Annotated in this window: 28 protein-coding genes and 2 pseudogenes; 11 read left to right on the top strand and 19 right to left on the bottom strand. The window is 41.1% G+C overall.

Going from position 1 to position 26,556, the window contains the following annotated elements; genetic code table 11:
- Positions 1-18 precede the first annotated feature (18 nt).
- The gene (locus Aba26S_RS05475) at positions 19-585 is read right to left on the bottom strand and encodes a hypothetical protein (RefSeq protein WP_043970530.1); all 567 of its coding nucleotides are present in this window, start codon (positions 583-585) and stop codon (positions 19-21) included.
- A 314-nt stretch (positions 586-899) separates the two neighbouring features.
- Between Aba26S_RS05475 and Aba26S_RS05470 the strand changes: the two are divergent.
- A pseudogene (locus tag Aba26S_RS05470) lies at positions 900-1,266 on the top strand (NUDIX domain-containing protein).
- Here Aba26S_RS05470 and Aba26S_RS05465 read toward each other — a convergent pair.
- Positions 1,261-1,854 (bottom strand): hypothetical protein, encoded by a 594-nt coding sequence (locus Aba26S_RS05465; protein ID WP_043970528.1) that lies wholly within the window; start codon positions 1,852-1,854, stop codon positions 1,261-1,263. The pseudogene Aba26S_RS05470 and the gene Aba26S_RS05465 overlap by 6 nt on opposite strands.
- Positions 1,855-2,024: 170 nt before the next feature.
- Between Aba26S_RS05465 and Aba26S_RS21345 the strand changes: the two genes are divergently transcribed.
- The gene (locus Aba26S_RS21345; protein WP_252322550.1) at positions 2,025-2,156 is read left to right on the top strand and encodes a KGW motif small protein; all 132 of its coding nucleotides are present in this window, start codon (positions 2,025-2,027) and stop codon (positions 2,154-2,156) included.
- Positions 2,157-2,218: 62 nt separating this feature from the next.
- Positions 2,219-2,539: an NGG1p interacting factor 3 protein, NIF3 gene (locus Aba26S_RS05460; protein WP_043970525.1), complete on the top strand. Its 321-nt coding sequence runs from the start codon at positions 2,219-2,221 to the stop codon at positions 2,537-2,539.
- On the opposite strand, the gene Aba26S_RS05455 is transcribed toward Aba26S_RS05460, so the two are convergent.
- On the bottom strand, positions 2,536-3,681 hold the full coding sequence (locus Aba26S_RS05455; protein WP_043970523.1) for a glycerate kinase: 1,146 nt from the start codon (positions 3,679-3,681) through the stop codon (positions 2,536-2,538). The genes Aba26S_RS05460 and Aba26S_RS05455 overlap by 4 nt on opposite strands.
- A gap of 135 nt (positions 3,682-3,816) precedes the next feature.
- Entirely contained in the window at positions 3,817-4,617 is an 801-nt protein-coding gene (locus tag Aba26S_RS05450; RefSeq protein WP_005242667.1) for an enoyl-CoA hydratase-related protein, read from the bottom strand.
- A 107-nt stretch (positions 4,618-4,724) separates the two neighbouring features.
- Here Aba26S_RS05450 and Aba26S_RS05445 point away from each other — a divergent pair, with 107 nt between their 5' ends.
- A complete protein-coding gene (locus Aba26S_RS05445; RefSeq protein WP_168926872.1) occupies positions 4,725-5,297 on the top strand; it encodes a nicotinate-nicotinamide nucleotide adenylyltransferase in 573 nt (190 codons plus the stop codon).
- A 15-nt stretch (positions 5,298-5,312) separates the two neighbouring features.
- On the opposite strand, the gene Aba26S_RS05440 is transcribed toward Aba26S_RS05445, so the two are convergent.
- The 8 genes from Aba26S_RS05440 to dapD all read right to left on the bottom strand — a co-directional run bounded on the left by Aba26S_RS05440 (position 5,313) and on the right by dapD (position 10,496).
- The gene (locus Aba26S_RS05440; RefSeq protein ID WP_043970519.1) at positions 5,313-5,675 is read right to left on the bottom strand and encodes a glyoxalase superfamily protein; all 363 of its coding nucleotides are present in this window, start codon (positions 5,673-5,675) and stop codon (positions 5,313-5,315) included.
- Between the two features lie 12 nt (positions 5,676-5,687).
- The gene (locus Aba26S_RS05435; protein WP_043970517.1) at positions 5,688-6,257 is read right to left on the bottom strand and encodes a CAP domain-containing protein; all 570 of its coding nucleotides are present in this window, start codon (positions 6,255-6,257) and stop codon (positions 5,688-5,690) included.
- Positions 6,258-6,365: 108 nt separating this feature from the next.
- A complete protein-coding gene (locus Aba26S_RS05430; protein WP_005242663.1) occupies positions 6,366-6,827 on the bottom strand; it encodes a peroxiredoxin in 462 nt (153 codons plus the stop codon).
- Positions 6,828-6,846: 19 nt separating this feature from the next.
- Complete coding sequence (locus Aba26S_RS05425; RefSeq protein ID WP_043970515.1) at positions 6,847-7,533, bottom strand: diphthine--ammonia ligase; 687 nt, start codon at positions 7,531-7,533, stop codon at positions 6,847-6,849.
- A 93-nt stretch (positions 7,534-7,626) separates the two neighbouring features.
- A complete protein-coding gene (locus Aba26S_RS05420) occupies positions 7,627-8,052 on the bottom strand; it encodes a hypothetical protein (RefSeq protein ID WP_005242661.1) in 426 nt (141 codons plus the stop codon).
- A gap of 31 nt (positions 8,053-8,083) precedes the next feature.
- Complete coding sequence (queC, locus tag Aba26S_RS05415) at positions 8,084-8,752, bottom strand: 7-cyano-7-deazaguanine synthase QueC (protein WP_010589729.1); 669 nt, start codon at positions 8,750-8,752, stop codon at positions 8,084-8,086.
- A gap of 73 nt (positions 8,753-8,825) precedes the next feature.
- Complete coding sequence (gene queE, locus Aba26S_RS05410) at positions 8,826-9,536, bottom strand: 7-carboxy-7-deazaguanine synthase QueE (protein ID WP_043970513.1); 711 nt, start codon at positions 9,534-9,536, stop codon at positions 8,826-8,828.
- Between the two features lie 138 nt (positions 9,537-9,674).
- Positions 9,675-10,496, bottom strand: coding sequence for a 2,3,4,5-tetrahydropyridine-2,6-dicarboxylate N-succinyltransferase (gene dapD, locus Aba26S_RS05405; RefSeq protein WP_005195842.1), 822 nt, complete (start codon positions 10,494-10,496; stop codon positions 9,675-9,677).
- 607 nt (positions 10,497-11,103) lie between these two features.
- Here dapD and carO point away from each other — a divergent pair.
- Positions 11,104-11,850, top strand: a complete 747-nt coding sequence (gene carO / locus Aba26S_RS05400) for an ornithine uptake porin CarO (protein WP_005242657.1) — start codon at positions 11,104-11,106, stop codon at positions 11,848-11,850.
- A 111-nt stretch (positions 11,851-11,961) separates the two neighbouring features.
- Here the strand turns inward: carO and Aba26S_RS05395 are convergent, their stop codons facing one another.
- The 6 genes and pseudogenes from Aba26S_RS05395 to Aba26S_RS05370 all read right to left on the bottom strand — a co-directional run bounded on the left by Aba26S_RS05395 (position 11,962) and on the right by Aba26S_RS05370 (position 17,564).
- Complete coding sequence (locus Aba26S_RS05395) at positions 11,962-12,885, bottom strand: CysB family HTH-type transcriptional regulator (RefSeq protein WP_005242656.1); 924 nt, start codon at positions 12,883-12,885, stop codon at positions 11,962-11,964.
- Between the two features lie 53 nt (positions 12,886-12,938).
- A complete protein-coding gene (locus Aba26S_RS05390) occupies positions 12,939-14,009 on the bottom strand; it encodes a sulfate/molybdate ABC transporter ATP-binding protein (protein WP_005242655.1) in 1,071 nt (356 codons plus the stop codon).
- A gap of 11 nt (positions 14,010-14,020) precedes the next feature.
- Positions 14,021-14,905: a sulfate ABC transporter permease subunit CysW gene (gene cysW, locus Aba26S_RS05385; protein WP_043970506.1), complete on the bottom strand. Its 885-nt coding sequence runs from the start codon at positions 14,903-14,905 to the stop codon at positions 14,021-14,023.
- A pseudogene (cysT, locus tag Aba26S_RS05380) lies at positions 14,902-15,734 on the bottom strand (sulfate ABC transporter permease subunit CysT). Before cysT ends, cysW begins: the two are co-directional and overlap by 4 nt.
- A gap of 77 nt (positions 15,735-15,811) precedes the next feature.
- A complete protein-coding gene (locus Aba26S_RS05375) occupies positions 15,812-16,414 on the bottom strand; it encodes an alpha/beta hydrolase (RefSeq protein WP_005242652.1) in 603 nt (200 codons plus the stop codon).
- A gap of 142 nt (positions 16,415-16,556) precedes the next feature.
- Positions 16,557-17,564 carry a sulfate ABC transporter substrate-binding protein gene (locus Aba26S_RS05370; RefSeq protein ID WP_005242651.1) on the bottom strand — a complete coding sequence of 336 codons (1,008 nt, stop codon included), beginning with the start codon at positions 17,562-17,564 and terminating at the stop codon, positions 16,557-16,559.
- A 253-nt stretch (positions 17,565-17,817) separates the two neighbouring features.
- Here Aba26S_RS05370 and pabC point away from each other — a divergent pair, with 253 nt between their 5' ends.
- The 3 genes from pabC to tmk are packed head-to-tail and all read left to right on the top strand — an operon-like array spanning position 17,818 to position 20,310.
- Positions 17,818-18,630: an aminodeoxychorismate lyase gene (gene pabC, locus Aba26S_RS05365; RefSeq protein ID WP_043970504.1), complete on the top strand. Its 813-nt coding sequence runs from the start codon at positions 17,818-17,820 to the stop codon at positions 18,628-18,630.
- 1 nt (position 18,631) lies between these two features.
- The gene (gene mltG / locus Aba26S_RS05360) at positions 18,632-19,711 is read left to right on the top strand and encodes an endolytic transglycosylase MltG (RefSeq protein ID WP_043970502.1); all 1,080 of its coding nucleotides are present in this window, start codon (positions 18,632-18,634) and stop codon (positions 19,709-19,711) included.
- Positions 19,711-20,310 (top strand): dTMP kinase, encoded by a 600-nt coding sequence (tmk, locus tag Aba26S_RS05355; RefSeq protein ID WP_016652038.1) that lies wholly within the window; start codon positions 19,711-19,713, stop codon positions 20,308-20,310. The genes mltG and tmk overlap by 1 nt, the downstream gene beginning before the upstream one ends.
- Positions 20,311-20,563: 253 nt before the next feature.
- Here tmk and nadB read toward each other — a convergent pair whose 3' ends face one another.
- Positions 20,564-22,195 (bottom strand): L-aspartate oxidase, encoded by a 1,632-nt coding sequence (gene nadB / locus Aba26S_RS05350; protein WP_043970498.1) that lies wholly within the window; start codon positions 22,193-22,195, stop codon positions 20,564-20,566.
- 381 nt (positions 22,196-22,576) lie between these two features.
- Between nadB and Aba26S_RS05345 the strand changes: the two genes are divergently transcribed.
- The 3 genes from Aba26S_RS05345 (at position 22,577) to lepA (ending at position 26,521) form a co-directional block, all read left to right on the top strand.
- Positions 22,577-23,953 (top strand): Do family serine endopeptidase, encoded by a 1,377-nt coding sequence (locus tag Aba26S_RS05345; protein ID WP_043970496.1) that lies wholly within the window; start codon positions 22,577-22,579, stop codon positions 23,951-23,953.
- Between the two features lie 131 nt (positions 23,954-24,084).
- A complete protein-coding gene (locus Aba26S_RS05340; RefSeq protein ID WP_043970493.1) occupies positions 24,085-24,540 on the top strand; it encodes a thioesterase family protein in 456 nt (151 codons plus the stop codon).
- 163 nt (positions 24,541-24,703) lie between these two features.
- Positions 24,704-26,521: a translation elongation factor 4 gene (lepA, locus tag Aba26S_RS05335; protein ID WP_005242499.1), complete on the top strand. Its 1,818-nt coding sequence runs from the start codon at positions 24,704-24,706 to the stop codon at positions 26,519-26,521.
- Positions 26,522-26,556 lie beyond the last annotated feature (35 nt).

Raw genomic sequence — 26,556 nt, 5'->3', positions numbered from 1 at the left:
TTAGATAGAGTAATTGACTTAGCTTTTAATACAACTGACCAACGCATCTCGTGCTTTAAAGCCACCACTAATTGAGGAAGAATAGACTGTTTTTCCATCTAATAAAATTTCCATTATTCCAGCATCATCCATATGAGCTGCTGTTTGTTCCATAATAACTGGAACGAGCAATACACCTTTTTTCTGGCTTGATACCAGTGTTGCAGCAGTTGGCGTTTCAGATTTATCAGTGCGCATGATGATATTGAGTCGTTTATTGTGTTGAGGTGTTGGTATAAGCGGACCGATAAAGGCAAATGCTCCTGTACTTTTCTCTGAAGGACCCAATAGGGTGAGTTGATTTAAATCGGAGCTATAAGTGACGGCACAGCCACCTTTTCTGCCCTTATGTTTAGAGAGGAACCATGTACCATTCTCATCTTGATAGATTTGCTTCATGCTTCGTGCGATCACATGATGCTGTTCCAAGCTGAATGTACTATTTTTCTGGGATACATGTTCAGAAGTTTCATTTGCATAAACAATATTAGATTCGGCCAACACACCGATTGTAAATAGTAAAGTCATCATGAGTTTTGGCCGCATAGAAATACTCTTATATAGTGAACTTAGATTGCTGGCTTTAAAATTTGATTTATGATTATTTAAAATTTTGGGGGAGCCCTATCATGGTTGCTAAACCATCATTGCCCTTGAATGATCTTTTTATATCGCTTTTTTAGTGTTGTTAAAAGCAGAGTGCATGCTGAAAGGTTAAAGTTGTCCTATGATGTTTGTTATTAAAGATTAATATGTTGAAGATGATGACTTTTTAATTCATGCATGTTTTTTTTACATTTTCTAAAACGATGAAAAAAGTTGTCCCTGTAATTTGAAGACATTCAAATCAAGGTAGAGAAATATTGGCTTTCCATCATCCACTGGTGGCTGAGACTCAATTAGTTAAAGGCACTATTAAATATGATGAGCAATATGAACAGGTTGTGATTGATGAATTGTTTGAAGAAACAGGGTTGATTGCTCAGCCTAATTCCTAGTTTATAGGTGATCTCATACTGAGTATTAATCAGCAAAACTGGTATTTCTATTTATGCGAGGTGAGGTGTGAATTGAATTGGCTGTAGGTGGCGCTATCATTGTCAGGATGACGGTGTTTTAGACTTTAGCTTCTTTTGGTATTCTTTAGATCAACAACCAGATGCTCATTGGCATGAAACTTTTAGAGAAGCTTTAAGCTTTTTAAGAAATTTATTAACGTCGTCATAATCCATCTGCTCTGGGTGAAAGCCAATCTTGATATTTATTTCTTAAATCATTTCTTTTCACTTCATCAAAGATAATAAAATCAATGCCACCATCATAAGGTGCAACAATTATATTTTGCTCGAAAGAAATCATAAAAGCTCTTAACTCATCATCAGCGATCTTTTTCAACAAGTCATTGTGTTGATTCGTTTGCCAAGTTACCTCTACTGTACAAGGCCTAAAGAAATGATCTTCATCCTCTCCGTCATAATATTCAGGATTGGCTTGTGTTAAGTTTATTTCTTGCTCTAAATGAAATTGGTAGGGGAGTATAAAGGCTGGTTCATAGGCTTTATTGTTACGGGAATGGCTAAAATAGTGACCTGAGACAATGAATATAGAAGTATCATCTCCAAAGCAGTCTGTAATAATTTTATTATGTCGATCTAGCAATAATTCATATTCAGCAGCCGTATCGGCATATCTTTTTGATTCGGGCAGGCTATGAATTCTTAACCAAGATTGTGGAAAGTAGTGCTTAAGTAGGTGAGAAATTGGGAGTTTGTTGGGATAAAAAAGATCCCATTGTGATTGAAAAGAATAAGACATATTAATGTATAAAAATTTTATGAAAAATATATATTATTGGATAGAGCTAAAAAGATAAATCCACAAATAATTTTATTTACCTTTATGACATCTATAAATTTTTCTCCTTTTAGGATTGGTTCAATTCTTGCTTCTTATATTTAGACAATGAACAAAATATGAGAAGTCTGATGATGAAAAATACAAATTATTTAAGAACAGTGCATACCAAAGATCGAGGCTGGTTTTGGTTTGGTCTAACGGTCGCGATTCAAATGTTATTTATTGTGGTGAGCTATTTGGTGATCAATATTTCGCTTTGATTATTCAGCTTTTGTCGCGTTATGATTAAGATCTTATCTATTTGATTTGAGCTGTTTAAGCGATGCTAAAACTGATTTATTACGTGCCTGAGTCTCATTTGGAATCGACTAAGCAAGCGATTTTTGCTGCTGGGGCGGGTGGTATTGGCAATTACGAACATTGTGCTTGGCAAGTCAAAGGCATTGGGCAGTTTAAGCCCGTAAAAAGTGCAAATCCATTTTTAGGGCAATTGGATAGATTAGAGCAGCTCGAAGAATGGCGCGTTGAAACTATTGTCACAGAAGAAATGGCCAGTGCTGTGGCAAAAGCCTTAAAAGCAAGCCATCCTTATGAAGAACCTGCTTTTGAGTTTATCCAGATTTTAGATATTGAATGCGCCTAGCTATTTTTAAGCATACTGCTTTGAATCAATCGGGCGATATCGGTTGTTCGTGCGCTCACCAGCTCTGCTGCATTACGACAGGCTTCTTCTAGACTGGTTGGGCCTGAGGTTAAAGAGAAGGCAGCAGTAACACCATGTGGGTAAAGTACTTGGTAATTCTCTCCAAGTGTTCCTGCAATCACAATGACGGGGACATTGGCGGCTTGTGCTATTTTGGCGACACCGAATGGAGTTTTACCATTCAAGGTCTGCTCATCAAACTTTCCTTCACCTGTAATCACCCAATCTGCCCCTTGGATTTTAGTGGCAAGTTGATTCAGTTCAGCAATGACTTCGACTCCAGATCGAAACTCGGCTTTTAAGAATGTTTTAGCAGCAAAACCAAGTCCGCCTGCGGCTCCTGCACCAGCTTCATGACGTTGATCGACGCCAAGCAATTGTGCCGTGACATCGGCAAAATGGGAGAGCGCTTGATCTAACTCTAACACTTGTTGAGGTGAAGCGCCTTTTTGAGGCCCAAAAATATGTGAAGCACCATTGGGCCCACACAACGGATTGGTCACATCGGCGGCTAATAAAAATTGGGTTTGTTTAATCCTTGGATTAAGCTGATCTAAATTGATTTTAGCTAAGTTTTGCAGTGCAATGCCGCCAGCGGCTAGGGGATTATGCTCTGCATCCAGAAACATTGCCCCTAATGCAGTCAATAAACCTGTACCAGCATCATTGCTTGCGCTGCCGCCGACAGTCAGTACAATTTCCTTTGCACCTGCATCTAAGGCAGCCAGAATCAACTGTCCTGTACCATAGCTACTGCTATTACATGCGTCACGTTGAGCGGGTTTAACCAGTTGGATACCGCTGGCTTGAGCCATTTCAATGATGGCGATTTTTTTAGTATCTAACCAGCCCCATTTTGCCAATACAGGTTCACCTAGCGGGCCCTGTACCAACTGCTCACGCCATTGCCCTGAACAGACTTCCAGTACCGCTTCTATAGAGCCCTCACCACCATCCGCCATGGGGCATTGAATGATTTCTGCATCAGGAAAGACCTTTTGCCAGCCTGAAGCAATTGCTTGAGCAATCTCCTGTGCAGATAGGCTGTCCTTAAAAGAATCTGGGGCAATCACAACTTTCATAAATTCTTTGTATCTTCATCTTGTTCTAACCTGAGCTTAGTCGGTCTGGTGTGGAATAGCTAGGTGAATGCCAAAAACAAAAAAGCCACTGAATTGTATCAACTCAGTGGCTTGGTTTAATCAACGATTATTGCATTAATTAAACTGAGAAAAATCAGGTTTACGTTTTTGCATAAAGGCTTGCACTGCTTCCATCATTTCAGGTGAGCGTACACGTTGCATAAAGATTTCAGCTTCATCATCCACGCACTGAATGATCTCAGTCAAGTCTTGTTTCATTAGGGCTTTAGTCTGTTTGATCGAAGCCAATGGTAATGCTGCTAAATGTTGCGCTGTTTTTTGCGCTGTGGCATAAACATCTTCAACCACATCATTCACCAGATTGGCTTTAACCGCAGTTGCTGCATCAAATTTTTTCGCAGTGAAGAGCAATTCAGCGGCTTTTTGATAGCCCGCTTGTTTGACCAATAAACGACTTGCAGCACCTTCTGGAGATAGACCAAGGCTGACAAATGGAATTTGGAACAGAGCAGTATTGTCTGCAAAAACCAGATCAGCATGTAATAAGATCGTTACGCCGATACCGATTGCGACACCTTTAACCGCAATAATCAACGGCTTAGAAAAACGAGCAGCCGCTTTTAATAAGATAAAAGGAGGCTGATCACCCGCTTTGCCTTCATGTGGTTTTTGAATAAAACCCATAAAGTCTTTCATGTCATTACCCGCAGTAAAGTCTTGTTCTGCACCACGGAAAATTACCACACGAACGTCTTTGTTTGCATCGGCTTCATCTAGAGCTTTTGCGATCCAAAGGTAAAGTTCGCCATAGAGTGCATTTTTTGCTTCTGAACGGTTAATGGCTAAGGTGAGTACGCCATCTTCTAAATTTGCTTGCAAATGTTGATGAGGTTGTTGAATACAGCTAAGTGTCATCGTACTATCCTTGCTTTAATCCAGATTGATTTTTAAGTGCCCTCATTATGTCGCATATTTGTCTGAATGACACAACTGATGAGTTCACAAAAAGTGAAATTACGACTATGTACACATTTGACTATCTTGTTTTTATTGGACGTTTTCAGCCTTTTCATTTGGCACATATGCAAACCATTGAAATTGCATTAGAAAAAAGTAAAAACGTGATCTTGGCTTTGGGCTCGGCTCAATCTGAACGGAATATCAAAAATCCCTTTTTAGCCACTGAACGTGAACAGATGATTCTGTCGAACTTTTCTGAACAAGATCAAAAGCGGATTCATTTTGTCCATGTGGTCGATGTGTATAATGATGAGAAATGGGTTAAACAGGTCAAAGATTTGGTCAATGGCGTTATTCAGCCAAATGCAAAAGTTGGTTTAATCGGTCATTTCAAGGATGAATCTTCGTATTATTTACGTTTATTCCCTGAGTGGCAAATGCTGGAACTAGACAGTTTAAAGAACTCGATTTCAGCAACACCGATGCGTGAAGCCTATTATCGTGGCGAGATTCAAACTGAATTTTTCCCCGCAGGGACGATACGCTTCCTGGAAGAATTTCAAAAGTCATCGGCTTATCAAAAGTTGCAGCAACGTTTTGATCAAGATGATCGTTCCAATATCGATGAATCTTGAGGTTGGGGAAGAGGATTAAGCATCTTCCCAAAAAATAAGTCGATTGGAAAATGGATCGGTGATAATGAGTTCCAAAGTTTCCCAATCCGTTTTCTCAATTTGTGGCTTGGCAAACTTATAATCTTTTGCTGCAATTTCAGCATGTAGCTGTGTCAGATCTTGCCAATAAATCCGAATTGCACTGTGTGGGCTGGCATCACCGAAATGCTCAGATAAATGAATAATACAATCACCTTTAGAAATTTGTAGATAAATAGGGAAGTTATCCGCAAAGGTATGCTCCCAATCCTGTTGGAAGCCTAAATAATCAAGATAAAATGATCGGGCAAGTGGAAGATCAAAAATACGAAAAATCGGGGTAATTGAACCTGATTGCATTAGTTTTTCCTTTTAACGAACGCCGAAGTGTTGCGCCCAATAGTTTTTTTGCCGAGCGGATTGATCGGTGGTACAAGCAATGGCGTAATCTGTAAATTTTGGATGCATTAAATTATGGCAATGGACAGGGCTGGCTAACCAGGTTGCCATAACAGCATGCAGGTTTTTTTGTCCGCGTGCCACATTTTCTCCACCGCCTCGACCGCTAAATTGTGAATGTTTCAAACGGGTTCTAAAATCTTGCCCTGTGATGCTGACATGTCCTATAAAATTGTGTTGAGCCATTTCCTGAGCATGACTCAAAGCAGTTTGATAGAGTTGATTATTCCATTTGAGTGGTGCAACTGCTGGAAAATATTGTTCTCCACATTGCTGAGGATGTTGTCTAATTTCATTGATCGCTTGCAGCAGCATGCGCTGATAGGCTGGGTTCTGTAGATCTTGGCAGCGAATTTCAGTCGCTGTTATCGTAATTTGTGGCACTAGAGGTGGCTGATCTTGGATTGTTGTTGGTGTATTGGAATTACATGCTACTAAAAAAAACACCAAAGCGAATGGCCAAAAAACATGGGAATAATTCATTGTTAATGTCTTTCATTTAATTTTTTTAATCTATTTATCATACGTCAAACGTAATTTGCTTCAACAAAAAAGCGAGTATTGAACTCGCTTTTTTGTTACTCACCATGATTATGCTTTTTGTAATGCTTTTAAGTCTTCAAGCACTTGTTCGGCATGACCAGCAGCTTTAACTTTACGATAGGTCTTGACCAATTGCTTGTTATGGAAAATAAAAGTAGAGCGCTCGATGCCCATCACTTGTTTGCCATACATATTTTTTTCTTTAATCACATCGAAATGTTTACAGAGTACTTCTTCTTTATCGCTGATTAAATCAATCGTGAGCGCTTGTTTTTCAGTAAAGTTCTGATGTGCTTTAACGGAATCTCGTGACACACCAATGATTTGACAATTTAAGGCATCGAATTGATCTTTTAAGCATGAAAACCCGACTGCCTGTGTGGTACAGCCTGGAGTTGAGTCTTTTGGATAGAAATAAAGAATCAACCATTCGCTGCTTAGTTCAGTAAGATTGACTTCACCTTGTGTGGTTGGGAAGCTGTGATTCGGTAATTGAATATTCTCAGACATTGCTTATCCTTCGATAAAATTAATTGTTTTCAAGCTCAAGTGTTAAAAAAGCATATTCCTCATGATAAACAATATCGCCGTGACGTACAGGAATAGCTTTGTTAAAAATTGGTCCATCAATGACTGTTGTATGGAATTCACCACCTTCACCACATGGATCAACCCCTCGATTTTCTAGTTCTTGGATGTAGTCTAAGGTGAGGGTTCTGCCCAGATCTTCGACTTTCATCCCAAGTTTAAGATTGACGGTGACGATCACACTGCGGAAACCAAGATTGATAAACTCTTCTACCACTTCTTTATGTGGACGTAACCACAGCGGCATGCCTAGTTTAAGTCCAACCTGTTGGGTCACACGATCATGCCAACAGCCATGTTCAGGCATATTTAAATCACCCGTTACCAGAACTTCGGCACCCTGTTGTTTGGCTTGATCGAGTAGAGCAATAAATTTATTTTCATAGTCTGCCCAACTGGAAGAGGCCATAAACACCGGTAAACCAACCGCATTTGCCTGGGCATGAATGATATCCAGTGGCATGGCATGTGAACGAGAGCGCTGACCTTGTTCTTCTAACATCACGATTAGACCAACAGCAACGCCTGTCTGCATCGTATGGTAGAGGGCTAGGGAGCTGTCTTTGCCACCACTAAATGACACAATCGACCGCCGTTGATCAGCATTGGTTCTCCAATGGTCTTGCATACTGTTATTCAACTGATTCTAGATAAAAGAGATTTTAACAAAACCCAATAAAAAAGCCTGCATTAATGCAGGCTTTTTCTAGGCAATCCAAGCTTATTTTTTAGGAGCTTGTTGCTGCTGTTGCTGAGCAGCTTTCATTGCTTCTTCAGTTAGCTTTTCAAGTTTGCTGACAAGCGGCGCACCTAAGCATGCTTGTAGGTCTTTATTTTGCTGTTGTACAAAAGCTAAAGAACTTGGGCTTTTCTTCGCGTTAATTGCACTTTGGATTTCCCATTTCTGAGCTTCGGTTACTTTACCTTGTGCGTCAATTTGGCAACCACAGAACTTGCTGACTTCTGCTGCTGTTAATTTACCGCCTTTCGCAGTTTGATCTTTACATACATTGACCAATGCTGCTTTTACATTGGTACTTTTATACGCAGTTTGTAATGGATTATCAGCTGCGTGAGTTGCTGTCGCAAATAATGCAGCAGCTGACATCATGGTAGAAAGAATAAGATTTGATTTAGAAAACTTCATATAATGTACCTAATTTTTTACCCTATATCGGTTATTCAGCGTATCGCGTAGGATCCGCAATACCTGCTTCGATAAAACCTTGTTGACGTAGACGACAACTGTCGCATTTGCCACATGCACGTCCTTGAGCATCTGCCTGATAGCAGGATACCGTTTGACTATAGTCTACGCCATGTTCGATACCTAAGCGTATAATATTCGCTTTGGATAAATGTAACAAAGGTGTTTCAATTTTAAGAGGTTTTCCTTCAACACCAGCTTTTGTTGCAAGTCGCGCTAAATTGGCAAAAGCGTCAATAAATTCTGGTCGACAGTCTGGATACCCTGAATAATCAACAGCATTGACCCCAATGACGATGGCTTCAGCGTCAAATACTTCGGCTGCTGCGAGCGCATAAGATAAGAAAATGGTGTTACGTGCTGGAACATAAGTTACAGGAATGCCTTCTTGTAATTGTTCTGGGACTTCAATGTTATGATCTGTAAGTGCAGACCCACCTAAATTACCCAAATCAATATTAATGATCCGGTGTTCGACACCTGCGCGTTGAGCCAGTGCTTTGGCTGCATCAAGTTCTGTGGTCGAACGTTGACCATACATAAAGCTTAAAGCAATACATTCGTAGTTTGCTTGTGCCCAAGCTAGACACGTTGTTGAATCTAAACCGCCAGACAATAATACGATGGCACGGGAACGCATATTATTTTCCATTATTTAACCTAAATTTAAATTGGAGAAGACCATTCTGATGAGTAGAATGGTTTCATGAGTTTTAACGACCAGATTCATCATTCCATAACAGTTTATGCAACTGGAGCTGGAAGCGAACAGGGAGATGGTCTTCTAAAATCCACTGTGCTAAATCGCACGCCAATGCAGGCAGGGCGACCGCACCTTTTTCAACTGCAAAAGCGGGGGAGAACCAGACCGTACTCACTTTGTTTTGCAATTGAAACTGTTCAAGTTGTTGTCTTGACCATTCATAGTCTTCACGATTACAGATCACAAATTTGATCTGATCGTGCTGGGTTAAATAGTCAAGATTGCTGTACAGATTTCGATGATCTTCTTTGGAGGTCGGTGTTTTTAAATCCAGTACCTTAGAAACACGGCGATCAACTTTAGAGACATCTAAAGCACCACTGGTTTCCAAGGAAACGTTGAAACCGAGGTCACACAGACGCTGTAATAAGATCAGGCAATTCGGTTGAGCAAGTGGCTCGCCCCCTGTGACACAAATATAGGGTGTTTTATGCTGGCTTGCAGTTTCGATAATTTGTTCGAGTGATAAGCGCTCACCGCCTTCAAAAGAGTAGGTGGTATCACAATAACTACAACGTAAAGGACAGCCTGTTAAACGAATAAAAACAGTTGGTAGACCAAACGTATTCGCTTCGCCTTGCAAAGAGTAAAAGATCTCTGTAATGCGTAAACCAGCCGCAGGATCAGAGACAGGAATTGCCGAAGAACGTAAGGAAGCCATAAACAGTTACCACAAACAGGTGCCGCATAAGCAGCATGCTACATAAAAAACAAAATCTCTACGACCATGACTGATCGTAGAGACGAGGAGCAATTCAAGCTCCGAGGAACGATCAAGTTCCACAATAAATATTACAAATTAGTCAGCGCGTAATAAATCGTTCAAGCTGGTTTTAGCTCGAGTTTTCGCATCTACTTTTTTGACGATGATTGCAGCATAAAGGCTGTAAGTACCGCATTTCGATGGAAGGCTACCAGCAACAACCACAGAACCTGCTGGTACGCGACCGTAATGAACTTCGCCAGTTTCACGATCGAAGATCTTGGTTGATTGACCAATGAAAACACCCATTGAAATCACAGAACCTTCTTCAACAATCACACCTTCAACGATTTCAGAACGTGCACCAATGAAGCAGTTATCTTCAATAATGGTCGGGTTTGCTTGCAATGGCTCTAATACGCCACCAATACCAACGCCGCCTGATAAGTGAACATTTTTACCAATTTGTGCACATGAACCGACCGTTGCCCATGTGTCAACCATGGTACCTTCATCAACATACGCGCCAATGTTGACATATGAAGGCATCAACACTACATTTTTTGCTTGGAAGCTACCACGGCGTGCGACTGCAGGTGGTACAACACGCACACCAGCAGCTTTGAACTGTTCTTCTGTCCAACCTGAGTATTTGGTTGCTACTTTGTCATAGAAACGAAGATCGCACGCTTCAATCGGCGTATTGTCGTTGAGTTTAAATGAAAGTAAAACTGCTTTTTTTAACCATTGATGAACAACCCATTCACCATCAATTTTTTCTGCAACACGGAGGGTACCGTTATCTAAACCAGTCAATGCTTCTTCTACGGCTTGACGGATTTCTGTTGGGCAGTCCGCTGCACTATAGTTGGCACGGTCTTCAAATGCTTGCTCAATGATTGTAGAAAGCTGAGACATGATCTTCCTTCTTCCAAAAAAATTTTGTAGATTTTACACTAATTTTTTAGGGTCTGTTGCCATTTTCTAAATAGGTTGCGTTATAGGCTAAAATTTTATGAAATGAGGCATGAAACGCAGGGAATGGCTATGCGCTTGCCAAGTTTCATAACGCAGTGTGAGGAAATTTTAGCCATAACCTGGGCAAGAGCAAATTACTGCTTTGATCGCAACGCAGGGCGAAGCTCAAGGATCGGGGTGTTTTTGTCGCCACATCGTTGTGTTTTGTTCATTTAGAGTGGCTAAAGCCTTGTATCGCCTAAAAAATCTTGTGTCGCATAGGGCTCATGTCGAGACCATGGATAAAGAGCTAGTAGCCCCTCAGAATCTTTGAAAAAAGTAGTTACAATATTTTGTTTTAAATTTGAGCAATAAAACTGTAATAAAAATGGAGCTTATTGTTTTTTATCTATATTTTATAAATACATAATTACTTCGAATTTGTATCAAAAAATAACAAAAAGTAATCAGTTTTTGTATAAAAAAATAGCGATCATTCTTTTATGCTTATTTCACAAGCAACAATTATATATTTATTTAAATAAAAGCATTTTTTGAGGAGACTTCAATGAAAGCTTTGCGTGTTATGTTAGCAACAGGTGCATTAACAGCAATTGCAGGTACTGCATTTGCAGCAGATGAGCAAGTGGTTAGGGAATCAGTTTATGCATTCCCTTCATATTTAGCTCCAGTTTCAGTTCGTGCTGAAGTAGGTACGACAGGCTACGGCGGCGCCGTAACTTATCGTGTTAACCCTTATGTGGGATTAACAGCGGGTTACGATGGCGGGAAAATTTCTTGGTCTGATGTAAAAATTGATGGCACGAAATATGACACTAAAATGCGTAATAAAAATGCATATTTGAATGCTGAGGTTCATCCATGGGGTGTTAGTGAAAATACACTGGCACGTTCGCTTTATGTAGCTGCTGGTGTGGGCTATATCGATAGTAAATATGACTTGAAAAAATCTGTATCTAATTCAAATGATACGATTAAAATTGATGGCTCAAACTATTATGCACCGGGTGGTAATGGTTCGGTCGATGGTAATTTAAAGTATGACAATCAACTTGCTCCATACTTAGGTGTTGGTATTAACGCACCTGTATATAAGAATGTAGGCTTATTTGGTGAAGTTGGTACTTACTATACTGGTAACCCTGATGTTGATTTAAAAGCGACAGGTTTACAAAAAGTAGGTGGTATTGAAGATGGTCAAGTTGCTGCGGATCGTGATGCGCATAAGCTTGAGAATAAAGGCCGCTATGAGTGGATGCCAGTTGCAAAAGTGGGTGTGAGCTTCAAGTTCTAATCCATGCATTCAACATAAAAAAACGAGCAGCATGCTCGTTTTTTTATGTTCTGATATCAGATCAAAGACAAACAAAGAGGCTCTAGATGAGCCTTTTTATTTTTTAGAGGGTTACTCTTCTGGATAAGCCACTTTTTTCAAGGCTTTAATATCTGTTTGTGGTGAGCACAGTGAGATGAACTCATAGCCATAGCCACGGAGTAAATGTCCTTTACGCACCGCAATCCAAGTGGTATTTACCCCAAAAATATCGGTTTTAATCTGTTGTAAACGATAGTCGCGCTCCGCATCGTAAGCGACATCATTGACAATTCCAACCCCCATATTAAGCTCAACATAGGTTTTGATAACATCGGCATCGAGTGCTGACATCACAATATCAGCATGCAATTGTGCATCTTCAAACGCTTTATCAATTTTAGAGCGTCCTGTGAAACCACCATGGTAGGTAATTAAAGGATATTCAGCTAATACGTCTAAGCTGATTTTATCTAGTTTTGTGAGTGGGTGATCTTTTGGCGTAATGATGCTATGGTGCCACTCATAATAAGGCACGCTGGCTAAATTCTCTTCTGTGGTCAAAGATTCAGTTGCAATGCCGATATCTGCTTCACCTTGTAGCAACATTTCTGCAATTTCAACAGGACTGGCCTGTTGTAAAACCAAATGTACTTTTGGAAATAATTTTTTAAATTGGTTAACGATTGGCGGAAGGACATAACGTGCCTGTGTATGTGTTGTGGCAATTGTGAGCGTCCCTTCATCGACTTTGTTAAAATCATCGGCCAGACGTTTAATATTGTCGGCATCGACCAGCATGCGTTCTACAATGCTTAATAAGGACTGACCCGGTTCGGTTAGGCCAAGCAAACGTTTGCCTTTACGGACAAATAGTTGTACACCTAATTCATCTTCTAAATCTTTAATGTGTTTACTGACACCAGATTGGGAGGTATAAAGTGCCGCAGATGCTTCAGTCAAATTAAAGTTTTGGCGAACAGTTTCTCGAATAATTCTGAGTTGTTGGAAGTTCATAAAAGTTTTTCCTCATAAGAGGATGGGGCGTGTTTTACCCCATCAATATTATTTTAAGCAACTTGCGTTGTTTGATCTGCGAATAAATGAAGTTGAGCCGCACTAATCCAAACGGTTTGATTTGGTTTGAATTGATGTAAGTTCGCCTCTTCTACAGTTAATAAAATTTCAATCGTTCGTCCACTACGATCTTGTAATTCAGCTACGACACGACCTGCAATCCATACTTCCCGCAAGAAGGTTGCCTCAATGGTATTAGCTTGAGGCTGAGTATGAATATGTAATTCATTCGGCCGCGCAAAGGCAATCACTTTCCCTTGTGGCGCTTCTAGGCTAGTAGGTAGCTGAATACGATCATCACCGATACGAATAATACCGCCAGTATGCTCACCTTCAAAACGATTTGCTTGACCAAGGAAATCAAAAACAAATGGGGTTGCAGGTTTTTCGTACACTTCTCGTGGTGAACCAATTTGTTCGACGTCACCTTTGTTCATGACAATAATCTGATCTGCAACTTCTAAGGCTTCTTCCTGATCGTGTGTTACGAAGATTGAAGTGATGTGAAGTTCATCATGTAACGTTCGTAACCAGCGACGTAATTCTTTACGGACTTTGGCATCTAATGCACCAAATGGCTCATCGAGTAATAAAACACGAGGTTCAACTGCCAAGGCACGTGCCAAGGCGATACGTTGGCGTTGGCCACCTGAAAGCTGAGCTGGATAGCGGTCTGCCAAAAAGCCGAGTTGGACTAAATCGAGTAAACGAGTGACACGTTTTTTGATTTCAGCTTCTGATGGGCGTGTTGCACGCGGACGCACGCGTAAACCAAAGGCAATATTGTCAAAAACAGTCATGTGGCGAAACAGGGCATAATGCTGGAATACGAAACCAACTTGGCGTTCACGTACATGGATATTGGTGGCATCTTCACCTTCAAGTAAAACCTGACCGTCATCTGCAGACTCTAAACCTGCAATAATGCGTAGTAAGGTTGTTTTTCCACAACCAGAAGGGCCAAGCAGGGCAACCAATTCACCTTCCGGAAAGTCTAAAGAGATATTTTTCAGCGCATGGAATGCACCAAAGTGTTTTTCAATATTTTTAACTTGAATACTCATGTGTTCATTCCTTAGTGATTGGGTTGATGTTCATTTGCTTGGTCTTGGCGAACTTCTAGCCAAGTTTTCAAAATCAAAGTAATGATCGCTAAAAATGCCAGTAATGAAGACACAGCAAATGCAGCACTAAAGGTATATTCGTTATAGAGAATCTCAACATGCAACGGCAGTGTATTGGTTTGGCCTCGGATATGTCCTGAAACCACAGAGACGGCACCAAATTCGCCCATTGCACGGGCATTACACAGAATCACACCATAAATCAGACCCCATTTAATATTGGGTAAGGTTACTTTCCAGAAGGTTTGCCAACCTGAAGCTCCAAGAACAATGGCTGCTTCTTCTTCCTCTGTGCCCTGAGCTTCCATCAATGGAATGAGTTCACGAGCAACGAAAGGAACCGTAATAAAAATGGTGGCTAATACAATTGCAGGTACGGCATACAAGATTTTGATGTCATGATCCATTAACCATCCACCCATCCAGCCTTGCGCACCGAATATGAGTACTAGCATTAGACCTGCAATTACAGGAGAAACCGAAAATGGTATATCAATAATAGTGGTCAAAATGGCTTTACCACGGAACTGGAATTTCGCAACCGCCCAAGCTGCTGCAATCCCGAATACCACATTAATTGGGACTGCAATTGCAGCAGTGAGCAAGGTCAGCTTAACTGCCGATAAGGTATCTGAATCAGTTAAAGCATTAATATAAACTGTGAGACCCTGCTTAAACGCCTCAACAAAAACCAGAATCAGAGGAAGGAGTAAACAACTCAAAAAAAAGATTAATGCAACACTGATTAGGCTATAACGAACCCAAGTCGGTTCACGGGTTGCATCTCTGGTTTGTAATTTCAGTGCTAAAGCATTGCTATTGGTATTTAAGCTCATTGTGCAACTCTCCCTGTGCGGCGGCTTGCCCATGCTTGTACCAAGTTAATTAAAAATAAGATCCCGAAAGAGAGGACAAGCATGACTACAGCGATGGTGGTTGCGCCCGCATAATCATATTCTTCTAAACGCGAAATAATCATTAGGGGGGCGATTTCTGTTTTATAGGGCTGGTTACCTGCAATGAAAATGACTGAACCATATTCACCGACCCCACGGGCAAAGGCCAAAGCAAAGCCTGTCAGTAAGGCTGGGAATAAAATTGGCAAAATGATTTTGGTAATGGTTTGCCAACGATTTGCACCTAAGGCAGAAGCGGCTTCTTCCAATTCGGTTTCAATATCACTCAATACAGGTTGTACAGTACGAACCACGAAAGGTAGGCCAATAAAGATCAAGGCTAATGTAATCCCAATGGGGGTATAAGCTACTTCAATCCCTAGCGGTGAAAGATATTGTCCAATCCAGCCTGTTGGTGCGTATAAAGAGGTTAATGCAATACCTGCAACAGCTGTTGGTAGGGCAAATGGCAAGTCCACTAAAGCATCGATAATGCGTTTACCTGGAAAGCTATAGCGAACCAAACACCATGCGAGTAGGAGACCAAATACCACGTTGACCAAAGCGGCGTCAGTGCGGCGCTAAAGCTAAGTTGTAAAGACTTTAAAATTCGTTCTGAAGTTAAGATTTCCCATAAGCCGTCCCATCCAATCCCTAAAGATTTGATAAAGACAGCAGATAAAGGAATAAGCACAATCAAAGACACGTAAGCGAGGGTGAAGCCTAATGAGAGACCAAACCCAGGCAGCACTCGGGAACGCTGCGACATGATATTTCCTCAAAGAGAAATTTTTGCTAAAACAAGCAAATAAATAATGCGAATACTAAAATTACGGAAAGCTGGAGTCAGGCAAATTTCAAATTAAAATTTGCCTGACTCATTCGGACGATGGGTGATATCTTTTTTTCAGGAAGCAAATAGTTCAGGATCTCAGGGAAGGGTCCAAATCCAGATGCGACATTGATATGACCAACCGCACCTAAATTGATAGGAGTTAATTTCCATGCCTGAGCCAATTGCAAGGCATCGACATAACCTAACCAAGGGTCATTTTCACTGATCAGTAAAGTGCTGGGTACATCAATTTTGAGTTGCTGAAAGTACTGTTGGTAGTCCGTCAAGCTATGCCGCGCAAAACCTGCTTCACCAAAACGTGCAGGATTTGCTGGAGCAACCAAAACCAGATTTTTCACTTTTGCTCGGAGTTCAGGGTGTTCAGCAAGCGCTGCGACACTAGTCAAACAACCAAAGCTGTGGGCAACGATTTGCACAGGTGCTGGCGCAACTGAAACCGTTTTGACAAACTGAGCAACCCATTCACTGAGCACAGGACGATCCCAATGTTTCTGTTCAACGCGAGAGCTAGACACGAGTTGCTGTTGTAACCAAGACTGCCAATGTTGTGCTTCGCTACCACCTACACCAGGAACAATTACGGTATGAATCATGTCTATTCTCCTTAGAATCCTTCCCAACCTCCCCCTTTAAGAAAGAGAGAATTGACACGAATTTAGTAACTAAACGAAGATCCGTGTAATTCCTCTCTTTTTAAAGAGGTGAGCTGCGTTTATAGCAGCGCAAGGGAGATTTTTATTTGCCTGTGCTGTTGAGCTTGACGATTTGGTCAAAGATACCGCCATTATCAAAGTGAGTTTTTTGCACTTTGGTCCAGCCACCGAATTCTTGATCAATCGTCACTAATTTTAGGGGTTTGAATACATTGCTATATTTCTTTAATACAGCTGCATTGCGCGGGCGGTAAAAGTTACGTGCCGCAATCTCTTGGCCCGCAGGTGAGTAGAGGTAGTTCAAATAACCACGAGCAATTTGTAAGTTGCCTTTTTTCTCGGCATTTTTTTCTACGACTGCAACAGGTGGTTCAGCAAGAATTGAGAGGGATGGCGTGATAATCTCGAATTTACCCGGCTGTTCACGTACAGCAAGATAAGCTTCATTTTCCCAAGCCAGTAATACGTCACCGATACCGCGTTCAGCAAATGTCGTGGTTGCACCACGAGCACCTGAATCAAGCACTTTGGTTTGCTTATAAATTTGACGGACAAATTCTTGTGCTTTAGCGTCATTACCGCCTTTTTGATGTTTCGCCCATGCCCATGCTGCTAAATAGTTCCAACGTGCTCCACCTGATGTTTTTGGATTTGGTGTGATGATTTCTACACCAGGTTTAACCAGATCACCCCAGTCCTTAATTTGCTTTGGATTGTCTTTACGAACAAGGAATACAATTGTTGAAGTGTATGGCGTAGAGTTGTTTGGTAATTTCTTTTGCCAGTCTGCAGGAAGTAATTTTGCATTTTTAGCAATTTCGTCAATATCCGCTGCAAGTGCAAGCGTAACGACATCTGCATTTAAGCCGTCAATTACCGCGCGCGCTTGTTTACCTGAACCGCCATGAGACTGTTTAAAATCAATGTCTTGTCCTGTACGTTGTTTCCAGAATGTACCAAATTGTTTATTGAAATCTGTATAAAGTTCACGAGTTGGATCATAAGACACATTTAAAAATTCTTGTGCAGCAAATGAAGAAACTGAGAGTAGTGCGGCAATGATGCCAACTTTAACTTGAGATAAACGCATGAAAGACCCCTTAAAAACTAAATCACTGTTTGGAATATGTACGCAGCATAACGTCAGTTTTTTTGCAAAAAAAATAATTAAAATCGAATTTGATATGAAAAAAATGCAATTGCATAAAACAGCTAAGCTTTGCTGAATTATTGATATAGATTTGTTTTTTTTGGCGAAAATTAAATTAACATCCTTGTTTAAAATCAAGTGGTTATTTAGTATTTGTTATCAGGCTCACAGAAAGTGAATAGGTACTTAGGTCATGCAATGTTATAAAAATGGACAATTGATTGATTCCATTCCTTTATTAGATCGAGCTTTTCATTATGGCGATGGTTGTTTTACCACAGCACGTATTTTTCACGGAATTTTTGAACTAAAAGAATTACACTTTGCACGTTTGCAGTTGGCTTGTAAAAATTTAAGCCTTGAGGCTGATCTGAGTTTTATTGAAAGCTCTTTACAGCACTTAGCGCAACAGAATGAACGTCTCAATGGCACCATAAAAGTCGTGATCAGTCGAGGTATCGGAGATCGAGGCTATAGCCTTCCATTACATGCTGCTGATGTATATGTTTGGTATTACCCGCGTGCAACTCAAGTTTTTCAGCCTGAATGGATAGAAAGCGGGATGTTGCATCATGCCTTGGGCTTGAATATGCCACATTTGGTGGGTTTAAAAACCTTGAATAGATTAGAGCAGGTTTTACTCAAGCAAGAAGCGGATCAACATGGTTGGCTGGAAGCGTTGGTGAGTGATGTACAAGGTTATATTGTTGAAGGGGTGAGCAGTAATTGTTTTATTCGTATAAATGACCGATGGATTACGCCTGAACTTCGTTATAATGGCGTCCATGGTGTGATGAGAGCCAGAATCTTATCGAGAATGCAGCAATACCAGATTGAATGTGAGCAGCGATGTATCGATATCAATGAGATTGGGCACATCCAGAATCTATTTTTTTGTAATGCCTTACATCCCATGAAAGCGGTTGTTCGATTCAATGATCGGGCTTTAGAGCAACAACCCTATCTTGATTTATTTGAAACTTTAAAACTTAGCCAGATTGATTAATATGCCAAAGCAGCCTAATTCCAGCAAAAGTAAGAAAAAGCCTAAAGCGAAACCGAAAGCCAGATTTTCTTTTTTTAAAGCCTTTTTAATCGTCGTTATGATTGTGCTATTGGGGAGCTTTGGCGTTGTATGGTCAAGTTTATTTAAAAATTATCCTGTAGAAGGTAAGAAACAGCTTCTGGTGATTTCTTCTGGTGATACGTACTCACGATTTATCGATCGTTTAGCCAAAGAAAATAAAGTGAACTTTCCAATAGTTTTAAAGCTGTATCAGAAGTTTATGATTCATGACACCATGAAAGCAGGTGTCTATGAAGTGACAGCGGGAATGAGTATTCGTCAGGTCATGGATATGTTGGCCGATGCAGATAATGCGCAGATGAATCGTATTTTGGTGATTGAAGGAACGACTTTTTCACAGCTGATCCAGAGTCTGAAAAAAGATCCGAATGTCACTAATACCTTACTTGATCTTCCACACAGTGAGCTATTAAAGCAGTTAGATATTCCATATACACATCTAGAAGGTCTGTTTGCACCAGACACTTACTTCTTTGCCAAAGGTGAAACAGATAAAAAAATCTTAACCGATTTATACCGCCGTCAAATGAAATCGCTGGATGAAGCATGGGCAAAGAAAGCACCGAATTTACCGTACAAGGATAAGTATGAAGCGTTGATCATGGCTTCGATTATCGAGAAAGAAACCAGTTTAGACAGTGAGTTAGAACAGGTTTCAGGCGTATTTGTTCGTCGCTTAAAAATTGGAATGCGTTTGCAAACAGATCCAACCGTGATTTATGGCATGGGTGATAACTATAAAGGCAATATCACCCGTAATGACTTGCGTACCCCAACTGCATATAACACTTATACGATCAATGGTTTACCACCAACACCAATTGCTCTACCAGGCAAAAAAGCCATTGAAGCAGCGATGCATCCTGATGATGCCAAAAATATTTATTTTGTTGCGACAGGTAATGGTGGGCATAAATTTACAGCGTCGTTAGACGATCATAATCGGGCAGTGCAAGAATATTTAACTGTACTACGTTCAAAGAAAAAGCAGGGTGAATAATGTTTATTAGTTTTGAAGGGACGGAAGGTGTAGGCAAGACTACACTGATTCGAAAAATTCATCAGTACTTTGAACAGCAAGGTAAGGAGGTGGTATTGACCCGTGAACCGGGTGGAACACCCTTGGCTGAGCAGATCCGTTCGCTATTATTGGCTGTGAATCATGAAGAGCAAATGAGTCATGATACTGAGCTACTCTTGATTTATGCCGCACGTGCACAGCATTTACAGCAAGTGATTTTACCAGCATTGCAGGCAGGCAAGATTGTGTTGAGTGATCGCTTTACTGATGCCAGCTTTGCGTATCAATGTTCTGGACGTGGTTTGAGTCAGGAAAAGTTGCAACTGTTAAATCAAACCTTTGTCGCGAAAATGCCGAATATTACCTTTTGGCTGGATGCGCCGATTGAGTTGGGGATGACCCGTGCTCGGGAGCGCGGGGCATTGGATCGTTTTGAACAAGAGAAATTGAGTTTCTTTGCTAAAGTTCGTGCGGGTTATGAGACTTTATGGCAAGCAGAGCCTGAACGGATGAAGCGGCTGGATGCAACGCAGAATGCGGATGTTGTGTTTGAAGATGCTTTGCAATATTTGAGATAGGCCTTAAGCAATATCCAGTCCGAAAATAGCCTGATTTTTAGTATTTGAATTCAAGTTGTTATTTGCTATCGAGATCGGCGGCATGGATGCCGCCAAGTTGGGCAGGGGTAACAAGGATGTACCCTCTGTCCAACAAGGGATTTTGATTACTTTGATCCTTCAAAGTAATGTATTGCCCATACAAATAGTATTTAATTATTCTGACTATATAAGGCAGTGACAATTAAAAAATAATTGGTGAATAAATTGAAAGTTATTCATTCACCAACGGCTGTTCCACTTTAAAATTCGGTGGCGTTAACACCGTTTTGCGAATTTCATTGGAGAGTTCAGGATAATCCAGTGTGTAATGCAAACCGCGTGACTCCTTACGCTCCATTGCACAACGTACAATCATTTCTGAAACCAGCACTAGGTTACGCAATTCAATCAAGTTTTTGCTGACGCGATAATCCTGATAATACTCAGTGATTTCATGCTTCAACATTTCAATACGGTGTAAGGCACGCTGTAAACGCTTAGTGGTACGCACAATACCGACATAGTTCCACATGGTCGAACGTAGTTCGTCCCAGTTTTGTAAGATCACCACATCTTCATCAGCATCGGTGACTTGGGTTTCATCCCATGTTGGAACATCAGGGAATTTAAACTCAGTATCAAACTTCTGTTCAATATCTTCTGCTGCACTCATGCCATAAACGAAACATTCGAGCAATGAGTTACTCGCCATACGATTAGCACCATGTAGGCCTGTATAAGAGGTCTCACCAATGGCATACAAGCCATCTAAATCAGTCTGGCTATGTTCATCCACCACCACACCGCCACAGGTATAGTGTGCTGCAGGCACAACAGGGATCATATCTTTGGTGATATCAATACCGAGTTCAAGCAAACGGGCATACAGTGTCGGGAAGTGTTCGGTAATAAATTCGGGTGATTTATGGGTAATGTCTAACCAGACGTGACGAATACCTAAACGCTTGATTTCATGGTCGATGGTACGTGCCACAATATCACGCGGCGCCAGTTCAGCACGTTCATCAAAACGCAGCATAAAACGTTCGCCATCCGGTAAACGTAAATAAGCACCTTCGCCACGCATTGCTTCGGTAATCAGGAAAGAACGGGCTTTGGGGTGATATAAGCAAGTTGGATGGAATTGGTTAAATTCCATATTCGCTACACGACATCCTGCACGATAAGCCATGGCAATCCCGTCGCCTGTTGCGATGTCTGGGTTAGAGGTGTAGAGGTATGCTTTCATCGCACCGCCACAAGCCAAAGCGGTAAAAGGCGCTAAAAAGGTATGAACCTGTTCGTTGGATTCATCTAGAGCATAAAGGCCGATTGAACGATTGGCTTGGTTTTGGTGGCCAAGTTTATGCAAAGTAATTAAATCAATCGCAATATAATTTTCAAAAATCGTAATATTTTTTCGTTCTTTGGCACGTTCAACTAAGGTGGTTGAAATGGCTTTACCTGTGGCATCGGCAGAGTGAATGATGCGACGTTGTGAGTGACCACCTTCACGGGTGAGATGAAGTTGTTCATCTTCATCTAGCGTAAATTGCACACCTTGTTTAAGCAGGAAGTCAACCGAAGGTTTACCGCCTTCAACGGTATGTTTGACTGCATCCAACTCGCAAAGATGACCGCCTGCAATCATAGTGTCATTAATGTGTTGTTGAATAGAATCTGTTTCGTCTAAGACTGCAGCAACACCGCCTTGTGCATAGAAGGTGCTGGCCTCTGTCAATGCCGCCTTGGCTAAAATTGCAATGCTGTAATGACTTGGTAAAGAGAGTGCGAGGCTTAAACCTGCACCACCACTGCCCACAATAATCACATCAAAATGGTGAATTGTTTTTAAATCAGGCATGTCGTCGATCTGCTTCAGTTTTAAACGTTCGCTAATGACACCGCTTTTTGATCAAAAAGGCAAGGGCTAATCTGCCTAGAATTGAATGAATTTTTAGCGAATGCGATTTATTTGCTTATTAATTTTTGCCCCAACTGTATGAATGTGAAAATGATTACGTTTCAGTACATTGTTTTAATCTGTGATTAAGCTCCCCAAGATAAAACCATTCTTAGACAGTGGATCATGGCGTGTTTCTCCATAGTTTATTCACATTTCATCATTCTAGATCGTTGTATGCATTGAAAATATAAACATATTTTTACGAAAAGAATGGTAGGGTTATGCTAAAAACATAGACCTAAACCTTATTTTAATCATCAGTATGTGGGTTCTTGCTTCATGAAAAGTCGCTATTTACAACAAGGAATGTATGCTGCGGTATTTACGATAGCAGCATCTCAAGTCAATGCTGCATCGCCAGTAGATTTTTCAAATCTGGTTGAGCAGGTCAGCCCTGCAGTTGTGAGTGTCAATGTTGTCAAGAAAATGACTCAGGAAGAGTTATTGCAACAACAAGTCCCTGAAATTTTACGGCGCTTTTTTGGCAATCAAGTGATTATCCCACAACAGCAAGGGCCTCAAGAAAAAACTGGCTATGGCAGTGCGTTTTTTATTGGTAAGGACGGTTATTTATTAACGAATCGTCATGTGGTTGAAAATGCTTCCCGTATCAGTATTATCCTGAATGACCGTCGGGAGCTTGATGCGACACTTGTGGGAAGTGACGAGCGTACCGATATTGCGCTACTCAAAGTCACTGGAAATAACTTTCCAGAGTTAAAAATTGGTAATGTCGATCAACTCCGTGTGGGTGAACCTGTATTGGCAATTGGTTCACCATTTGGTTTTGACTACTCTGCTTCAGCGGGGATTGTCAGTGCGAAATCACGTAATATGAGTGGTGAAACGTCTGTTCCCTTCATTCAAACTGACGCTGCGCTGAATCCGGGTAACTCAGGTGGTCCATTGTTCAACCAACGTGGTGAAGTCGTTGGGGTGAATTCACGTATCTTCAGTGGTACGGGTGGCTATATGGGCTTATCCTTCTCAATTCCGATCGATGTGGCGATGGATGTTGTACAGCAGTTGAAAACAACAGGTAAGGTGACTCGCTCATATCTTGGTATTATGATGCAGGATATTGATCGTAATCTGGCTGAAGCCTATAAATTACCGAAACCAGAAGGTTCACTGATTACTCAGGTTGCACCGAAATCGCCAGCTGAAAAAGCAGGTCTAAAATCGGGTGATGTGATTTTGAAAGCCAATGGTGCTCCAATTTCACGTACTAGCGATTTACTTTATTCCCTTAACCGTATTGCGCCAAATCAAACGGTTCAGTTAGAAATTCTGCGTGATGATAAAACACGTACGATCTCAGCAACATTGGGTACTGCGCCAGATGATACGGCTGCGGATGCTGAGAAAAATAACCCGACTAGTGGTTTGGGTATGAGTATTCGTGATTTAAGCGCAACTGAACAAGCGCGCTTAGATGTGCGTGGTGGTATCTTAATTCAAGATGTGAAGCGTGGCGGTACGGCTTCATTATCCAATCTGGTTGCTGGTGATGTGATTGTACAAGTGAATGGTACAGCAATTACCAATAGCCAGCAGTTTGCAAGAACGGTTTCGGCCTTGCCGAAGAATAGTGTTGCGCGTGTAACGATTATTCGCCAAGGTCAACGTGCAATCCTTGGGTTGCGTTTACCTTAAGATTTAAATTTTATTGAATACTACTTAAATAAAAACCACTCTAGAATTAGGGTGGTTTTTATTTTGAAATCCTGTTGTGTTTAGACTAGTGTAGCTAGCGAAACGTTGGTCGTGATGAAATACGCAAAATTATGAGTACGATTTTTGATTTAAAAATACAAGTTCAGCCTAAACATATTGATGTATTGGGGCATGTCAATAACGTCATGTATATCCAGTGGATGCAAGATGTTGCTTCAGCGCATATCGAGACTTTGGGTTTAGGTCTAGCTCAATATCTAGATCTGAAACATGCCATGGTGGCAGTTGAACATCATGTGCAATATCGTAAGGCAGCACTGGAAGGTGAGGAAGTCATTTTACGGACATGGCTGGATGATATTAATGCCCTCTATTCATTCCGCCAGTATGCGTTCTATCGTCCTAAAGATCAGAGTATTGTATTTGTTGGTAATACCAAATGGGCCTGTATTGAAATCGAAACAGGTCGACCAAAACGAATGTCACCGAGTTTTACCCAAGCTTATCAGCCGATTGCTGTGGATTTAGATCCAATGGATTTCTCTATTTCATATGAAGCAGTTTGATTGACTTAAATGTGAGTAAATTGTTCAGTCTTCGCAATGAAAGCTTTTATTATTTTGAATACTTTGAAAAGCTGTTCTGTTATAATCCCGAGCAATTTTATTAAACCATTTGGCTCATTACTTTTCTTAAGTATAGAGCGTTCTATTTTTCTTAAGGTAACCCATGGCGCAAGCTAAAAAATCCGTAGATATCAAAAATATACGCAATTTCTCGATCATTGCTCATATTGACCATGGTAAGTCGACTTTGGCTGACCGTTTTATTCAAATGTGCGGTGGCTTACAAGATCGTGAGATGCAAGCTCAAGTATTAGACTCTATGGAGCTTGAGCGTGAACGTGGGATTACCATTAAGGCTGCATCGGTAACCTTGTACTACACGCATCCAAATGGCCAAGAATATCAGTTGAATTTTATTGATACTCCAGGGCACGTTGACTTCTCTTATGAAGTATCACGTTCTTTAGCAGCCTGTGAAGGTGCATTGTTGGTCGTAGATGCTGCGCAAGGTGTTGAAGCACAGTCTGTCGCAAACTGCTATACCGCAATTGAGCAAGGTCTGGAAGTTTTACCGATCTTAAACAAGATTGATTTACCGCAAGCAGAACCAGAGCGTGTAATTCACGAAATTGAAGAAATTATCGGAATTGAAGCGACTGATGCGCCAACGTGTTCAGCAAAAACAGGTTTGGGGGTTGAGGGTGTTTTAGAGCGTTTGGTAGATGTGATTCCTGCACCAGAAGGTGATCGTGATGCGCCTTTACAAGCATTGATTATCGACTCATGGTTCGATAATTACCTTGGGGTTGTATCGTTGGTTCGTATCAAACAAGGTCGTATCCGTAAGGGCGACAAGATGTTGGTGAAATCGACAGGCCAAACACATCCAGTAACTTCAGTGGGAGTATTCAATCCGAAGCATACCGAAACTGACATCCTTGAAGCGGGTGAAGTGGGCTTCGTGATTGCAGGGATTAAAGATATTTTTGGTGCGCCAGTGGGGGATACGATTACCCTTGCAGCAACACCAGAAGTTACAACTTTACCAGGTTTTAAAAAGGTTAAGCCACAGGTCTATGCGGGTCTGTTCCCGATTGATTCAAGTGACTTTGAGCCGTTCCGTGAAGCGCTGCAAAAATTACAGATCAATGACTCGGCTTTATTTTTCGAACCTGAAAGTTCGGATGCATTGGGCTTTGGTTTCCGTTGTGGCTTCTTGGGCATGCTGCACATGGAAATCGTACAAGAGCGATTAGAACGTGAATACGATCTTGATCTGATCAGTTCTGCGCCAACCGTTATTTATGAAGCATTGACCAAGAAGGGCGATATTATTTATATCGACAGTCCTTCAAAAATGCCAGATGGTTCAACAGTTGAAGATCTACGTGAACCAATTGCTGAATGTCATATTCTGGTGCCGCAAGAATATCTGGGTAATGTCATGACTTTGTGTATTGAGCGCCGTGGCGTGCAAAAAGATATGAAGTTCTTGGGTAATCAAGTGTCAATTACTTTTGAAATTCCAATGGCAGAAGTGGTCATGGATTTCTTTGATAAATTAAAATCGTGTTCACGTGGTTTTGCATCATTAGACTATAACTTTGTACGTTTTGAGAGTTCAGCTCTGGTTAAGGTTGATGTTCTAATCAATAGCGAAAAGGTCGATGCCTTGGCAATGATCTGTCACCGTCAAGATGCGCGCCATCGTGGTATCGCATTGGTTGAGAAGATGAAAGATCTTATCCCTCGCCAAATGTATGATGTTGCGATTCAGGCGGCGATTGGTGCGCAAATTATTGCCCGTTCTACCGTGAAAGCCATGCGTAAAAACGTATTGGCAAAATGTTATGGCGGTGATGTCTCACGTAAGAAGAAACTTCTCGCGAAGCAGAAAGAAGGTAAGAAGCGTATGAAGCAAGTGGGAAGTGTCGAGATCCCACAAGAGGCTTTCTTAGCTGTATTGAAAGTTGATCGATAAAGAAACATGAGGCTGGGGAGGCATACTGCTTTACC

Source organism: Acinetobacter sp. NBRC 110496 (assembly GCF_000876115.1).
Taxonomy (GTDB): Bacteria; Pseudomonadota; Gammaproteobacteria; order Pseudomonadales; family Moraxellaceae; genus Acinetobacter.
The sequence above is the reverse complement of the archived record's forward strand: the minus strand, read 5'-3'. Positions and strand labels throughout refer to the sequence as shown.